The following is a 14,989-nucleotide window of genomic DNA, read 5'->3' on the forward strand; positions in this document are numbered from 1 at the left end:
GCCGGATCAATCCGTCGGGCAGGAACTGTCCGACCGGTAATCATGCACCACGATCTCGCCCGACCTGATCTGATCCGCCGCCGCTTCAATCGCGGCTTTCATCTCATCCGAGATCAAATCGGCATTATGTTCGTCAAGCGCCCAGCTCACGCCGTCTTCGGCAATGCCCAGGTTACGCACGCCGGTTTCAAATTCGCCCGACATCGCGTCTTTCATTGTCTCGTAAGCGGCTACATCCACCCGTTTGAGCATTGAGGTCAATACATTACCGGGTGCCATGTGGTTCTGGTTTGAATCGACACCGATTGCCAGTTTGCCAGCGTCAGCCGCCGCCTGAATGACCCCCACACCCGTACCACCGGCCGCCTGATAGATCACATCCGCACCGCGATCGATCTGGCTTTGGGTAAGTTCGGCCCCTTTGGCCGGGTCGTTCCAGGCTGCCGGGGTCGTCCCGGTCATGTTCTCAAGCACGGCGACGTCAGCGTTGGCCGATTTCACGCCCTGCTGGTAGCCACAGGCGAAAGCCCGGATCAGGGGAATGTCCATCCCGCCAACAAAACCGACCGTGCCGGTTTCCGACGCCATCGCAGCGGCAATCCCGACCAGATACGAGCCTTCCTGCTCCTTGAACGCATATTGCCGCAGGTTCGGCTGATCCAGCCAGTTCACGTCGATGATCGAGAAATTGACATCCGGGTTGGCCTCGGACACCGCGTTGATGGCGTCGGCTTGTGCGAACCCCACGCCCAGCACGACCGTGGCGCCACGTTGCACCATCCGCTCCATCGCCTGCTGACGCTGGGCTTCGTTGGTGACCTCGAACTCCATCACCTCGACACCGGTTTCCTCGGTAAAGCGCTTGATGCCGTTATAGACCCCCTCGTTGAAGGATTCGTCGAATTTGCCGCCCATGTCGTAAATCACCGCAGGCTTGAATTCATCTGCCCAGGCGATGGTTGCGGCTGACACGGTGACAGCGGTCAGAATGGCAGTCAGGGATATTTTCATCTCTACACTCCTTGTTGAATAACCAGCCCTTCAAGAGGCTTTTATCTTTTAGTTCAGCCAGCTTGGCCGATCTCCTTCAAGCGTTGCTGTAAGAATTCTCCTGCCGTCTGATGCGCCAGTTGAACCTCCGGTCGCGGATGCATAAACAGCGGCAGCGAATAACGCGACTGGTTCTTCTGTTTCGGCGGGTTGATCACCCGGTGCACAGTCGACGGGTAATATTTCCGACTGGCCTGCTCCAGCATGTCGCCTGCATTCACGTTGATATAGCCGGTGCCACAGGGGATATCATGCCAGGCGCCATTCACGTCCTGCGCCTGAAGTCCGGGTTCCGATCCGGTAACCAGAAGCGTGATCAGGTTGATATCGCCATGCGCCGCCGCCCGTACTTCGCCGGGCTCCACGTCATCGGGAAGCGGCGGATAGTGCAGCACGCGCAACAGGTGATCCTGCGAACCTTCGACCATTTTCGTGAACGGCATCGACAGTTTCCCGGTCACCTCCGGCGGCGAGACCTGATCCAGCCAACCAAGCAACGTCTCGCCCAGGCCAATCAGGCTAGCGTGAAACTTACGGGTTACCGCGTCACATTCAGGCGGCACATGCCGTTCCTGATAGACATGGTAGAATTCCTTGAGGTCCTTTTGCGCCCGGCCCTTGGCGTTTTCCGATTTATACCCGAAATAGCCCGCCGGATCGCCCGCCTGTGTCGCATCGCTCAGCTTGCCATCGCCAGCAAAATATCCCGACCACGAGTCATACATCGCCTGAATTTCCGACATATCGATATCGTGATCCTTGATCACCGCAAAGCCGGTTTCCCGCAGGGATTTGGCAAAGCGTTCTGCCGCGTCCGGATCTTTCGGACTGACCGCAAGAACTTCGAATTCTGACATCGTGGACATCCTCTCTCCGGGCGCCTATCGCCCGCCCCGCGCACCCGTAGGACGATACCCCTCAGGCCCTGCTGTTCAAGCCCAAAATGCGTTGGCCACCCTCAAGCCCTGATGTTACGCAGGGGCATGCGTCGGTCATCGCACCCGCAGAAATGCCTCAACCTCGGCCTTGTCCGGTATGGCCGCTGCCGCCCCTTGCCTAGTGACCTGTAGCGCCGAGGCCGCGGCGGCAAATTCCAGCGCGTGGGCCACATCACCATCCACGAAGCGCGCCATGAAGGCCCCGAGAAACGTATCCCCCGCCCCCGTAGTATCGATCGATTCAACCGCAAAACTGCCCTGGTGGAACACCTGATCCGCCGAATGCAGTTCGGCCCCGTCGGCGCCCTTGGTGATCAAGACGTGATCAAGCCCCAGATCGCTAGCTCCCCGTCCCAGATCGCTGGCCAGCGCCGCCGCCTCACCTTCATTCAGTGCCAGCAGGTCGATATGATCCAGCACCTCGCGCACTGCCACTGCGTCAAAGGGTGCCGCTGAATAGGCAACCTTCAGCCCGCGCGCCTTTGCGGTCTGCGCGACATAAGGCACCAAATTGGTTTCATTCTGCAGCAAAACCCAGTCCTCGGCACTGGCCTGCGCCAATGCCCTGTCGATCTGATCTTGCGTGAAGGCGTGGTTCGAGCCGCCAAAAAGCACGATCTGGTTCTCGGCCGCCTCATCGACAAAAATCACCGCATGACCGGTTGGCACATCCACCGTTGCGATACCGTCCAGCGACAGGCCGAACCCGGCGATCTGCTCGCGCAACCAGCCACCATCGGGGCCCAGACAGCCGATATGGTGCACCGTCCCGCCGGCCCGTGCCACCGCGATCGACTGGTTGATCCCCTTACCGCCCAGATAACGCATGAAAGAGCTGCTCGCCAACGTCTCGCCCGGTGCCGGAAGATGCGGCACCCGGTAGACCAGATCAAGATTGATAGAACCGAAATTGAGGATCATCGCTGCGCACCCTACGGGGATTTAAACGCAGCTTACCGAGGCAAAAGCCAAGTTGCGACCCGAAATCAACGCCTGTCTAGCAGCCCGCCCCGCCCAGCATCATGACCCAGACATTGCCGCTGCCACGCACCAGGGCGAAATCCCTGGCGTCAGCATGCAGGATATTGCGCCGATGACCCGGCGATCGCATCCAGGCGGCAAGAACCTGTTCCAGCCGGGGGTGCCCCTTGGCGATATTTTCGCTGATCATGCAAAACCGGTAATCCTGACCGCGCGCCCGTTCGCCGATGCTCGACCCGTCCGAACCGGTATGAGAGAAGAACCGCTTGCGGATCATATCCGCCGCATGCGCCGCCGCCGCATTGCTCAGCCGCGCCTCGGACCGCAACGCCGGAAGCCCGTGCCGCGCCCGGATCGCATTCACCGCAGCACTGGCCGGATCACTGACATTTTCAACCTTGCTCACGGCCTGCGCGGCGGGCGCGAAAAACAGGGCGAGACAGAAAATCAGGACAGAACGCATCAGACATCTCCGGCACGGATGGCAGCAAACCCGCCGGGATATGCCGTGCCAGCACACCCTGAAGGCCGCGCCCGGCCCCAAACCGGGGCGCGTGACAGAAATGTGAGAGGCGATGGCGGCGGATTTATGGCGCTCTTTGGTCGTGAATTTGCACAGACGAACTTCGCCGACCTCTGCAGGAGGATCGTTGCTGATGTCAGGCGGGTGAACCACATCTTATCAGTAGGGTCACAAGCCACGCTACCGCCAGACTGCGGGGTGGCGACCCGCCCTTTGTGGCTGTCACTTTATCCCAGCCAAGTCAGAAGAACCTGGATACGTCGCGCTGGCCTCTCCAATCGCCAGCCGTCGCACCAAAGGTGCGCCGTTTGTTGTAGGCACGCCTCCGGCGTGACGGGGCGGGTCGGCCGGTAGCCCCAATGAAAGATGTGCATTGACTAACCTCTAGTCAGGGCATCGGGCCATTATCAGGAGAGTTTTTCGTGCCCCAATACTTTCCTAAAATAGATTTAGTGAGCGCCTCAGAGTCGCGACCAACTCCACTTCGAACTTTTCGGCCTCGTTTTTCTGCCAGATCACTGTGGTGCAATGATTGGTATCAAAATGAGTCTTGCTATCTTCAAACTTTTCCTTTTCACAAATGTAGATTACGGGCTTTCCCAAACCTTCTGCATATCCTGCTTCCCAATAAGCCCCCAGATTATCATGCGTTAGGTCGGCGATGACAAATGCGGAATCTCGAATTTGTTGCCGCATTATGTTGTCGATTACACCGGCGCGGGCAACGTCCCTCAAGTCTATCAATTCAAAACCAATACCATTTTTAGTTGCTGGCTTAACTACGTCTCGGACAAATTCTTCTAGATCAGCATCATGGTACTTCATCGCGATAAACCCATGACGGCCCGGCCTCAGACCTGACAATGCGGCTTCGTACTCCTCCCAACCGGAAATTGTCAGATCATATTCACCTCCACGAACAGTCTGCTTCCGAGAGTTCGGTCTGCTTGTATCTCGGATCTTTTTAATTTTTCCACTGTCCACTCCAGCGTCGAATAGGCGCAGCAAATGGTCCATCGAAAGGCAACCAACACGAGCACGGTGTTGACCGTTTGGAAAAGTTCTCTCCTTCGATCCGATACTTTCATGCCCTATCTCTCTGACTAGATTTCTCAATTGTTCAGTTATTAGAGGGAGTTGATCGGTAGAATCGATAAGTTTTCGGATCGTGTCGGTAGTAATTAGCGGAGCCTCTGAAGGCTCTTAAGCTGTGACGTCATTCGCTGTTCGAAGCCTATGGCTCAATAAAGCGCGTGCGATTGGTTCCAGCTTAAAGATGTGGCTAGCTGTGCAGTCGGCTGCTGCTGTTCCGGAAACTCGAAACTTTCCACAGACGAAGCAATCAAACCCTTCAACATCCCCAGAAACCATCATTTTTTGGCAATGTTCTTGATCTTCACCTCCGCAAACCGGGCAACCAATATATGCCTCCTTCACTACATACCGGGAGGTGGCCATCACCCAAGCACTCCCTCGAACTCCCGCCATTCGCCTTTGGACATGCCGGAGTTTTCCTGCGTGACGGCCTCACCTTTCAGCATCCGCCGCACGCAGTCCAGCGCGGTGGAGGAGAGGGTGGCGCCGCCCATGCGGTAATCCTCGAACGCCTTGTAGGCAAACGGCACCCAGTCGGCGGTGATCTTGCAGATGGCGTCGGCATAGACGCGGATTTCGTATTGGGCGTGGGCGTCGGCGCGCAGGCGCAGGAAATGCAGCAGGTTGTGCAGATCGACCTTCCAGTACCATTGCGTATAGACATTGGCGGGCAGGTTCATGCGGGCAAGCTCTCGGGCCAGACCCTGCTGGCCGTCATCGCTGATCATCTCTTCATAGTGGTCATAGCAGCGCATCGCGTCATCGGTCAGGTATTTCAGCACACGGTCGGCCTCTTCCCCCGAAAGCGCCTCGCCCCGACCCTGATTGTTGATCACTGATTGGGCGTTCAGCGCATCCGGCGCGGGGATGTAGAACTCGCGGTCCAGAATGGAATAGCGTGCCGAATATTCGTTCACATTGGCGGTGCGGTGACGAATCCACTGGCGGGCGACGAAAACGGGCAGTTTGACATGCAGCTTGACCTCGCACATCTCGAAGGGCGTCGAATGCCAGTGGCGCATCAGGTAGCGAATGAGCCCCTCGTCATTCTGCACCGATTTGGTGCCCTTGCCATAGCTGACCCGCGCGGCCTGCGTGATGGCGTTGTCGTCGCCCATGTAGTCGATGACGCGGACAAAGCCGTGATCAAGCACCGGATAGGCGGTATAAAGATGCTGTTCCATCCCCGGCGCTGTGGCGCGGAGCGTCTGGTGGCTGGCGCTGCGCTGATCGTCGATTTCGGCCTGCTGTTCAGGGCTGAGGGGCATGGCAAGGGGTCCTTTCATCTGACGCGCGACTCGGTTTCCACTATATCTGGTGGGAAGTACTGAGGGTACAGACAATATCAAGGGATTCGCGCAGAGCAACAGTGTTTTGGTTAATTCTGTAGGTGGCAACAACCTTGGGGGTCGACATGGGCGTGGCGCAGGCTATCTTTGACCCAACGGCAACAAGGGAGCGGCGCATGAAAGTCAGGTATCTGCACACGATGGTCCGGGTCAAGGATCTGGAGGCTTCGATGGCCTTCTACGGACTTCTGGGGCTTAGGGAAACGAGGCGGATGGATAGTGAAGCCGGGCGTTTTTCGCTGATATTCATGGCGCCCGAGGGGCAGGATGACTGCCCGTTGGAACTGACCTGGAACTGGGATGGCGATGAAGGGCTGCCCAGCGACAGCCGACATTTCGGGCATCTGGCCTATAGCGTCGGGAATATTTACGAGATGTGCCAGCATCTGATGGATAATGGCGTGGTGATCAACCGCCCGCCGCGCGACGGGCGCATGGCCTTTGTGCGCAGCCCTGACAACATCTCGGTCGAACTGTTGCAGGATGGTGAGGCGCTGGCGCCGCAGGAACCCTGGGCCAGCATGGAGAATACGGGGCATTGGTGAGAATTGCGCTCAGTCTTCTGTTGGCGCTAGGGGGCGCGAGCGCGGCGCAGGCGCAATGCCGTCTGGCACTGGCACTGGCGCTGGATGTGTCCTCGTCCGTCAACCAGTACGAATACGATCTGCAGCGACGCGGGTTGGCGGCGGCGCTGGATTCCGAAGATGTCAGACATGCGATCCTGCGCGGCGCACCGGGCGAGGTGGTACTGGCCGTCTATGAATGGAGCGGGCGGACACAACAGAAACTGCACCTCGACTGGCTGCCCCTGCGCAGTGCAGCGGAAATTGACCGGGCGGTGGTGACATTGGCAGGGATGACACGCAGCCATGACGAGTTTCCGACCGCGCTCGGGCACGGCGTCGCCTACGGGGCATTGCTGCTGGAGAAGGCCCCGAAATGCACACGGCGGGTGATCGACGTCTCGGGCGACGGGATGAACAATCACGGTTACGGGCCGCGCACCGCCTACCGCCACTTTCCGATGAAGGACGTGACGGTCAATGGTCTGGTGATTACCGGTGGTCCCAGCGGCGTGGTGGAGTTTTACCACAATCAGGTCAAGCACGGGCCCGCCGCGTTTGTCGAGGTGGCTAACGGATTTCACGATTTCGAGGCCGCGATGACCCGCAAACTCTACCGTGAGATCAGCGATCTGGCCATCGGTGCGCCATTGCCTGCCCTGCTGGATACAAGGCCGAAAGGATGATGCTACGCGCCGTTGCGCTGCTGGCTTACGTCTGCTGTGGAAACGCCGTGACCGCGCAAGACGGCATGTGCCGACAAGCGCTGGCCTTGGGTCTTGATGTCTCCGGCTCCGTCGATGAAGAAGAATACCGCCTGCAACTCGACGGGCTGGCAGCGGCGTTGGTGAGCCCTGCCGTGCAGGAAGCGTTTCTGGGCATGCCTCAGGCTCCGGTTGAGTTGGCGATTTTCGAGTGGAGTGGATTGAACCAGCACCGCCTGCTCGTGGATTGGACACGCGTGTCCGATGCAGGAAAACTCAAGGCCATCTCATCGCGGCTGCGCGGCACCTATGGAAGCTATACGGATCCGTCGACTGCCATTGGCGCAGCAATGGTTTTCGGCGCGGGGCTGCTGGAGCAACGTCAGAACTGCTGGCAACATACCCTGGACCTGTCGGGAGACGGACCGGCCAATGCGGGTCTGGCCCCTGGGCTCGTTCCCAACGCAGTCGTGGGCAGCACCACCATAAACGGGTTGGTGATCGTGCCCTCGTCGCGCGCCAACACCACCAAGAACCTTCGCAATGTGAAGACTCTGATCGACTACTATCAGACAAACGTCATTCGCGGCCCCGGCGCGTTTGTCGAGGCCGCAGATGATTTCGAGGATTTCGAAAATGCGATGACCCGCAAGCTGTTACGGGAGCTTGCGGGCGCAACCATATCTCAGGCCCCCGCGAGAATCACACCCGCAGGATTTTAAAAGCCTTAGTAGATGTAACGGATCTGATCAGTCCAATACCGCTCCACCCGGCGCAGGGACGAGGTGATCTGATCGATGCCGTCATCACCGAGTACTCCCTTACCTTTCAATCCATCAGCGTGGCGCTCGAACAAACCACCAACAACATCGCGGATGTTGCGGCCTTTTTCGGTCAGGCGCACGCGAACCGACCGACGGTCAATTTCGCAGCGTTGATGGTGCATAAAGCCCATTTCAACCAGCTTTTTCAGATTGTAGCTGACATTGCTGCCCTGATAGTAACCGCGCGTTTTCAACTCACCCGCGGTCACTTCGTTGTCGCCGATATTAAACAACAACAGGGCCTGAACCGCATTGATTTCCAGAATGCCGACACGCTCAAACTCATCCTTGACCACGTCAAGCAACAGACGATGCAGGCGTTCAACCAAGGCCAGCGCATCTAGATAGCCGGTCATGAATTCCTTGCCCCCTACGGCGGCGGGGATCGATGTGTGCAAACTCATATTCGTCTCCGTAACATACTGCTCAGTAAGGAACATAAGGTGAAAATGCCGAATAATCTGTTAAACGCAGATAATAGCTTCTAAAATGCAATCTAGTTAGGGCTCAAAGTGCAACTAACACTCACCCGTCTTGCCTATTTTAAACCGGATATAGCAAAAGCCAGCGGGGCGATCGCATAGGGATTTGCCCGAGCGACAAACTACCCTTCTCATCCGAAGAAGGAAAACTGACCTGAGATTGTAATTTTAGAGTTCGAGCTTGCTGATGGCGGTTTGCACCAGTTTGCGACCAGCGCTGCCTTCATCTGTTGCTTCTTCGAATTTTTCCATGGCGATGAGGGCGTATTGCCTCATTTGCGGGCCATAGGTTTCGTCCTGCCAGGCAGCGGCAGCAATTGTCACAAGCAGGGCAAGCATGACAAGACGCGCATAAAAACGCGCCGTTCTGGCCCGTAGTTTATAGCGCTCGCGTCGCGCTTCTCGTTTCGCGTAAGCATATTGCATTTCCGCAAAATGTCCGGCGCTCGTGGCTTTTTTGGGGCAACGATTTGGCTAAATGCTGATAAATGCGATCAGTTTCTCCAGATGGGCCTTCATCGACCGCTACGATTGTGACCTCCTGAAAGATCACGTAAACTATTGATATGAAACCGGAACAGACAGCACTCAGCGACCCTGCGGACGATCAGAACGACTATGAGCGCGAGTTGGTGGCGCAGGTGCGTGAATTCGGATGGCGCTCGACCCATGTTCAGACCAAGGAGGAGGCATCGCCCTCCTTTACCTATTCCACGGGCTTCTGGCTAACGCTCCAAGCGCCCGAAATCATCATCTTCGACTTCCCGGGAACATTGGCGCATGACGTGTTGGGGCAAATCTTTCGAGAAATACAAGGCGGCCGCGACTTGCGGACCGGGCTGCCAACCAAGGGCATCCTTGCAAATGAGGAGGTGGTTCTGTTGCCTGTCCGGCAATCTGCTGCTCCAGAATATCTGGTATCCAGCATTTGGTTCTACAAGGGCGCGCAAGTGCCTTGCCTTCAACTCGTCTGGCCGGATTCGAATGGCTTGTTCCCGTGGCAAACCGGATTCGACAACAGATTGTCTGGCCGACAGTTAGACCTTTCCGATGAAGGCTGGAGCCAGTAACAGCCGTGAAGATTCAACGCTGAAGGAAATATCCGATCCCATCCACGCATTCGCATCGTTGCAGAAAATGATCGCCTAGAGGAATTCGGGCTGCGGCATGCCCAGTACGTGGTAGCCGCCATCGACACGGATAATCTCGCCCGTCGTGCAGACGCCAGCATCCGAGGCCAGATACACCGCTGTACCGCCAATCGCCTCAAGCGTGGCGTTACTGCGCAACGGAGCATTTGCATCGGTATGCTTGTAGGTTTTGCGCGCGCCACCGATCACCGCACCTGCAAGCGTTTTCATCGGACCCGGGGAAATCGCGTTCACCCGGATGCCATCGGGGCCAAGATCATTGGCCAGATAACGGGTTGTCGCCTCAAGCGCGGCCTTGGCCACGCCCATGACATTGTAATTCGGCACCACCCGGTTCGAGCCCTGATAGGTCATCGTCAAAAGCGTGCCGCCGTTTTCGGTCATCATCGGATGGGCGCGACGGGCAACTTCGATGAAGGAATAAGCTGAGATATCCATCGAGTTCTTGAAATTGGCCCGGCTGGTGTTCAGGAACCGCCCGGTCAGCTCTGATTTGTCAGAATAAGCAATGGCGTGAACCACAAAATCAATCGTCGGCCAGCGCCCGGCCAGCGTTTCGAAACAGGCGTCCAGCGAGGCGTCATCGCAGACATCCACATCCAGCAACAGATCCGAGCCCAGCGATGCCGCCAGCGGCTCGACCCGTTTGCCAAACGCCTCTCCCTGATAGGAAAACGCCAGTTCCGCCCCGGCCTCGTGCATCGCCCTGGCCACGCCCCAGGCGATCGAGCGGTCATTGGCCACCCCCATGATCAGCCCGCGTTTGCCCTTCATCGCATCATTCATATGTGCTTATCCGTTATATTTGCTCAGCAGCATCGATCCATTCGTGCCGCCAAAGCCAAAAGAGTTGGTCATCACCGTATCAAGTCCGGCATCGTCCACACGTGTGGTGGCGATTTCGGCCGGATCGAGCGCCGGATCGAGCGTCTCTACATTGATCGAGGGGATGATGAAATCGTGATGCAACGCCAACAGGCAATAGATCGCCTCCTGTGCTCCGGTAGCACCCTGACTGTGACCGGTCATGGACTTGGTTGAAGAGATCGGCGGCGTGTTGCCCTGTCCGAAGACACGGCGCACCGCCTCGACCTCGCCCACATCGCCCACCGGGGTCGAGGTGCCGTGGGCGTTGATATAGCTTACGCTGCGATCTTCCGGCAGGCCGTCCAGCGCCAGCCGCATGGCACGTTCGCCGCCCTCGCCAGACGGGGCCACCATATCAGCGCCGTCCGAGGTGGCGCCATAGCCTGTCACCTCGGCGTAAATTTTGGCGCCACGGGCAACGGCGCGGTCGAGTTCCTCCAGCACGACGATACCCCCGCCCCCAGAAATCACGAACCCGTCACGATCGGCGTCAAAGGCACGGCTCGCCTTTTCGGGCGTATCATTATATTTGCTGCTCATCGCACCCATCGCGTCGAAGAGGCAGGAAAGCGTCCAGTCCAGTTCCTCACCACCGCCCGCGAACATCACATCCTGCTTACCCATCATGATCTGCTCCGCCGCGTTGCCGATGCAATGCAGCGACGTCGAACAGGCCGAGGTGATGGAATAGTTAATGCCCTTGATCTTGTAGGCGGTGCTGAGATTGGCCGAAATCGTCGAACACATGGTTTTCGGCACAGCAAAGGGGCCGATCCGCTTGGTGGCACCGGTATTCAGAACCACCTGATGCGCCGCCAGCATGGCGCTGGTTGACGGTCCGCCCGAGCCTGCGACCAGACCGGTGCGCGGATTAACGATGTCCGCCTCGTCGAGCCCCGCATCGGCAACCGCCTGCCCCATCGCGATATGGGCATAGGCTGCGCCCGGCCCCATGAATCGCAACGTGCGTTTGTCCACATGCTCCGTTACATCTATATCAAGCGCACCCGCTACCTGAGAGCGGAAACCATGTTCGGCCATCGCCGCATTGGCGGTGATGCCGGAACGCCCTTCTTTCAAAGAGCTGAGAACCTCACTGGCATTATTCCCGATGCTCGAGACGATACCCAGTCCGGTGACCACGACACGACGCATTAGCGATCTCCTTTGTTCAGGGGGTCAGCTTTCGGACAGCGCAACCTTCATGTCCTTGACTTGATAGATGACCTCGCCGTCGGCCTCAACCCGGCCATCGGCCACGCCCATCGTCAAACGGCGGGTTTGCACGGCTTTGGTGAAGTTGACGTAATAGGTCAGCATCGTGCGGTCTGGCCGGACCATGCCGGTAAGTTTGACCTCGCCCACGCCCAGCGCATAGCCACGCCCCTGCCAGCCGCGCCAGCCGAGGTTGAAACCGGTCAGTTGCCACAAGCCATCGAGGCCGAGGCAGCCAGGCATGATCGGATTGCCAGGAAAATGGCAGCCAAAAAACCACAGATCCGGCTTGATATCGAATTCCGCCACCACATGGCCCTTGCCATGTTCGCCGCCATCGCCACTGCATTCTGTGATCCGATCCATCATCAGCATGGGTGGTTCAGGCAATTGGGCGTTGCCGGGACCAAAAAGCTCGCCCCTGGCGCATCTTAGCAGGTCATCCCGGTCGAAGCTGGTTGGGTAATCGGCCATGTGAGGCGACCCCTTTCAATTCTGCAATATTCCGTTACTTCCCCTGTAGCACCCGGCAAAAGCCCCATGCAAGCCCGCGTGCGGCACGATGACTTGTGAAAGCGCATGAATTTGTTTGAAATCCTGGGCCCGGCGGACATATATTAAGGGCAGTCAACGGGAAGGCAGATGTGGCGACCAAAGCAGAGATAACACGAGGCTCGAATTGGCTCACGGGTGCAGGATTGCGCCCTACCCGCCAACGCGTGGCGCTGGCGACGTTGCTGGTGGGCGACGGTCAGCATCGCCATGTCACCGCAGAGAGCCTTTTTGCCGATGTCCAGAAAATGGGCGAAAGCGTCTCGCTCGCAACGGTCTATAACACGCTGCGCGCCTTTTCCGACGCCGGGCTGGTGCAGGAGGTGACGGTCGACGGCTCGCGCAGCTATTTCGATACCAATACCCATGATCACCCGCATTTCTTCTGGGAAGATGACAACCAGTTGTCGGATGCGCCCGCCGACCAGTTGAACATCGCCAGCCTGCCCCTGGCACCTGATGGCACCGAGATTGCCAAGGTCGATGTGATCATCCGCTTGCGCCGCACCTGAATTTCGTCATTCTGGCCGCTGAACCTTATGCCATGCGAGGCCATTCATGCGCGCTATCACCTATTCCTCATTCGGTCCCGCGAGCGATGTTCTGTCGCTGACCAATCTGCCCACCCCCTCTCCCGCCACCGGCGAGGTTCTGGTGCGGCTGCGCAAATCGGGCGTCAACCCATCTGACGCCAAGGCCCGCGCCGGGGCACGACCGGGCGTCACCAAACCTGCCTTCGATCAGATCATTCCGCATTCGGATGGTGCAGGCGTAATCGAGACCGTTGGAGATGGTGTTGATGCCACCCGTATCGGTCAGCGCGTCTGGATCTGGAACGGTCAGTGGCAGCGCGCCTTTGGCACCGCGGCCGAATACATCGCCCTGCCCGCGGCACAGGCGATCCCCCTGCCAGACGGAATTTCATTCGATATCGGCGCAACCCTTGGCATCCCCGGACTGACAGCCGCGCACACGGTCTTTGGCGGCGGCGATGTGGCCGGGCAGACCATGCTGATCAGCGGCGGTGCCGGTGCCGTCGGCCATAATGCGGTGCAACTGGCCAAATCAGGCGGCGCGACGGTCATCGCCACCTGCTCGGACCAGGCGGCGCAGAGGGTACGTGACGCAGGTGCCGATCATGTGTTCAACTACGCCGATCCAGATCTGGCGGCGCAGATTACCGATGCCACCAGTGGCGCGGGAATCAACCGGGCGGTCGAGGTCGAGTTCGGCGTTAACGCGGCGCTTCTGGCCGAAGTTATGGCCCCCAACGGCACGATCGCTGCCTACGGTTCCTTTATCGATATGACGCCCGAACTGCCGTTTGGGCCGTACCTTTTCAAGGCGCTCAAGATCGACATCACGCTGATCTATATCCTGCCAGAACCCAAACGCGATGCTGCTATCACGCGCCTGCATGCCGCCCTGAAAGATGGCGCCCTGACACCCGCCATCCATACGACCTATCCACTGGTTGACTGTGCCGACGCCCACGAAGCGGTGATGAGCGCGGGCCGTGCCGGTGCCGTATTGCTAGATCTTGACTAAGACGTTCCGAGGCCCGCTCTATGTTCGCCGGCACCTATGTTAACTAAAAGTTATATAAAATTATAATTATTCGGAATGCAGAAACGTGTCGTCGCACGCGCCTCATATTCGGATCATTTTCATGCCTAAAACCCGATCTAAGGGACCTGTCTGAGACACATCGTAACCAATTGGAGATCCCATGAAATATGTATTGTTGTGTATGGCGCTTGTGGCGCCAGGCAGTGTTATCGCAGAAGCTCGCAGCTTTGATTGCGAGGCACCGGATGCTGCCCATCCCGAAATGGAAGCACATCTGATCAAATACGAAGACCAGGACAAAGGCCATATCACCATCGCAGAGATCGACAAGGATGTTGACGTCTATCCCGGGCTTGATACGCTTACGTTTCTCTATATTGGCGACGGATATACGTTGAACTACAACGTACACCCCGAAAAAGGCACCTACGATTATTCCGCCTCGGGTAGCAAATCCGGTTTCGGCAAGGGCACCTGCGTCGAAACCACCGGCCAATAAACGAGCCAGCAATCAGGCCCAGAAAGCCGGTTTGGCGTGCGCCATCCGCTGGCATCCCCGCAGCAATTGGCAGCAGCCCGTAGATCGGGCTGACTGCGGGTCATCACCGCATCTGAACCACGACGATCTGATACATCAGCAGCTTAGCAGGCTCTGCCTCCAAGGGTCAGGCGATCGACATCAGTTCGATCGCAAAGGTCAGCGCCTTCCCGGCCAGCGGATGATTGGCATCCAATGTCACGCTGTCTTCGGTCACGGCCACGACACGTACCGGAATCGCCTGCCCGTCCGGCGCCTGCATCTGCAACTGGATGCCGATTTCGAGAGGTATGTTGTCGGGAATGTCGGCGCGGGGCACATCCTGACGGGCGTTCTCATGCGGTTGGCCATAGGCCTGATCTGCGGCCACCTCGACAGTTTTCTTGTCGCCCACGACCATGCCCGGAATCGCCTGGTCGAGCCCCGGTATGATCTGGCCCGAACCCACGGTGAACTCCAACGGTTCGCGGCCCGAGCTGCTATCGAATTCGGAGCCGTCCTCCAAGGTGCCGGTATAGTGAATGCGCACGGTATCCCCGGCTTTGACCTGAGTCATGAAATATCCAATCTGTTAGTGGGATGGGTTTG

At 58.0% G+C, this 14,989-nt stretch carries 19 protein-coding genes; 7 read left to right on the top strand and 12 right to left on the bottom strand.

Annotated features, from left to right (window positions below):
* Positions 1-6: 6 nt before the first annotated feature.
* The 6 genes from LC334_RS01905 to thyX form a co-directional block, all read right to left on the bottom strand.
* Positions 7-1,011, bottom strand: coding sequence for a BMP family lipoprotein (locus LC334_RS01905; protein ID WP_085798526.1), 1,005 nt, complete (start codon positions 1,009-1,011; stop codon positions 7-9).
* 53 nt (positions 1,012-1,064) lie between these two features.
* Positions 1,065-1,907, bottom strand: coding sequence for a 2OG-Fe(II) oxygenase family protein (locus tag LC334_RS01910; RefSeq protein WP_085798527.1), 843 nt, complete (start codon positions 1,905-1,907; stop codon positions 1,065-1,067).
* Positions 1,908-2,042: 135 nt separating this feature from the next.
* The gene (locus LC334_RS01915; RefSeq protein WP_085798528.1) at positions 2,043-2,909 is read right to left on the bottom strand and encodes a ribokinase; all 867 of its coding nucleotides are present in this window, start codon (positions 2,907-2,909) and stop codon (positions 2,043-2,045) included.
* A gap of 76 nt (positions 2,910-2,985) precedes the next feature.
* Positions 2,986-3,432, bottom strand: a complete 447-nt coding sequence (locus tag LC334_RS01920) for a CAP domain-containing protein (RefSeq protein WP_085798529.1) — start codon at positions 3,430-3,432, stop codon at positions 2,986-2,988.
* 498 nt (positions 3,433-3,930) lie between these two features.
* On the bottom strand, positions 3,931-4,509 hold the full coding sequence (locus LC334_RS01925; protein ID WP_085798530.1) for a TIR domain-containing protein: 579 nt from the start codon (positions 4,507-4,509) through the stop codon (positions 3,931-3,933).
* Positions 4,510-4,949: 440 nt separating this feature from the next.
* Positions 4,950-5,855: an FAD-dependent thymidylate synthase gene (gene thyX / locus LC334_RS01930; protein WP_085798784.1), complete on the bottom strand. Its 906-nt coding sequence runs from the start codon at positions 5,853-5,855 to the stop codon at positions 4,950-4,952.
* Between the two features lie 197 nt (positions 5,856-6,052).
* On the opposite strand from thyX, the gene LC334_RS01935 reads away from it, so the two are divergent.
* From LC334_RS01935 to LC334_RS01945, 3 genes are read left to right on the top strand one after another with little or no spacing between them, the layout of a single operon-like run.
* Positions 6,053-6,481 carry a VOC family protein gene (locus tag LC334_RS01935; RefSeq protein WP_085798785.1) on the top strand — a complete coding sequence of 143 codons (429 nt, stop codon included), beginning with the start codon at positions 6,053-6,055 and terminating at the stop codon, positions 6,479-6,481.
* Positions 6,478-7,185 (top strand): DUF1194 domain-containing protein, encoded by a 708-nt coding sequence (locus tag LC334_RS01940; RefSeq protein WP_306372151.1) that lies wholly within the window; start codon positions 6,478-6,480, stop codon positions 7,183-7,185. The genes LC334_RS01935 and LC334_RS01940 overlap by 4 nt, the downstream gene beginning before the upstream one ends.
* On the top strand, positions 7,185-7,925 hold the full coding sequence (locus LC334_RS01945) for a DUF1194 domain-containing protein (RefSeq protein ID WP_085798786.1): 741 nt from the start codon (positions 7,185-7,187) through the stop codon (positions 7,923-7,925). The genes LC334_RS01940 and LC334_RS01945 overlap by 1 nt, the downstream gene beginning before the upstream one ends.
* Positions 7,926-7,930: 5 nt before the next feature.
* Here LC334_RS01945 and LC334_RS01950 read toward each other — a convergent pair whose 3' ends face one another.
* Positions 7,931-8,431 carry a MarR family winged helix-turn-helix transcriptional regulator gene (locus tag LC334_RS01950; RefSeq protein ID WP_085798532.1) on the bottom strand — a complete coding sequence of 167 codons (501 nt, stop codon included), beginning with the start codon at positions 8,429-8,431 and terminating at the stop codon, positions 7,931-7,933.
* A gap of 246 nt (positions 8,432-8,677) precedes the next feature.
* Positions 8,678-8,935: a hypothetical protein gene (locus LC334_RS01955; protein ID WP_085798533.1), complete on the bottom strand. Its 258-nt coding sequence runs from the start codon at positions 8,933-8,935 to the stop codon at positions 8,678-8,680.
* A gap of 140 nt (positions 8,936-9,075) precedes the next feature.
* Between LC334_RS01955 and LC334_RS01960 the strand changes: the two genes are divergently transcribed.
* Positions 9,076-9,579: a DUF4262 domain-containing protein gene (locus tag LC334_RS01960; RefSeq protein ID WP_085798534.1), complete on the top strand. Its 504-nt coding sequence runs from the start codon at positions 9,076-9,078 to the stop codon at positions 9,577-9,579.
* A 75-nt stretch (positions 9,580-9,654) separates the two neighbouring features.
* Here LC334_RS01960 and LC334_RS01965 read toward each other — a convergent pair whose 3' ends face one another.
* The 3 genes from LC334_RS01965 to fabA are packed head-to-tail and all read right to left on the bottom strand — an operon-like array spanning position 9,655 to position 12,216.
* Complete coding sequence (locus LC334_RS01965) at positions 9,655-10,446, bottom strand: enoyl-ACP reductase FabI (protein ID WP_085798535.1); 792 nt, start codon at positions 10,444-10,446, stop codon at positions 9,655-9,657.
* A 6-nt stretch (positions 10,447-10,452) separates the two neighbouring features.
* A complete protein-coding gene (gene fabB / locus LC334_RS01970) occupies positions 10,453-11,682 on the bottom strand; it encodes a beta-ketoacyl-ACP synthase I (RefSeq protein WP_085798536.1) in 1,230 nt (409 codons plus the stop codon).
* Between the two features lie 24 nt (positions 11,683-11,706).
* Positions 11,707-12,216 carry a bifunctional 3-hydroxydecanoyl-ACP dehydratase/trans-2-decenoyl-ACP isomerase gene (gene fabA, locus LC334_RS01975; protein WP_085798537.1) on the bottom strand — a complete coding sequence of 170 codons (510 nt, stop codon included), beginning with the start codon at positions 12,214-12,216 and terminating at the stop codon, positions 11,707-11,709.
* A 170-nt stretch (positions 12,217-12,386) separates the two neighbouring features.
* Between fabA and irrA the strand changes: the two genes are divergently transcribed.
* The 3 genes from irrA (at position 12,387) to LC334_RS01990 (ending at position 14,362) form a co-directional block, all read left to right on the top strand.
* Positions 12,387-12,806: an iron response transcriptional regulator IrrA gene (irrA, locus tag LC334_RS01980; RefSeq protein ID WP_139836266.1), complete on the top strand. Its 420-nt coding sequence runs from the start codon at positions 12,387-12,389 to the stop codon at positions 12,804-12,806.
* Between the two features lie 46 nt (positions 12,807-12,852).
* Positions 12,853-13,842: an NADPH:quinone reductase gene (locus tag LC334_RS01985; RefSeq protein WP_085798539.1), complete on the top strand. Its 990-nt coding sequence runs from the start codon at positions 12,853-12,855 to the stop codon at positions 13,840-13,842.
* A gap of 181 nt (positions 13,843-14,023) precedes the next feature.
* Positions 14,024-14,362 (top strand): hypothetical protein, encoded by a 339-nt coding sequence (locus LC334_RS01990; protein ID WP_139836267.1) that lies wholly within the window; start codon positions 14,024-14,026, stop codon positions 14,360-14,362.
* A gap of 166 nt (positions 14,363-14,528) precedes the next feature.
* On the opposite strand, the gene LC334_RS01995 is transcribed toward LC334_RS01990, so the two are convergent.
* A complete protein-coding gene (locus LC334_RS01995; RefSeq protein WP_085798541.1) occupies positions 14,529-14,957 on the bottom strand; it encodes an FKBP-type peptidyl-prolyl cis-trans isomerase in 429 nt (142 codons plus the stop codon).
* Positions 14,958-14,989: the final 32 nt, after the last annotated feature.

Origin of the sequence: Roseovarius aestuarii, from assembly GCF_019966515.1 — a bacterium.
In the GTDB taxonomy this organism is placed as follows: domain Bacteria; phylum Pseudomonadota; class Alphaproteobacteria; order Rhodobacterales; family Rhodobacteraceae; genus Roseovarius; species Roseovarius aestuarii.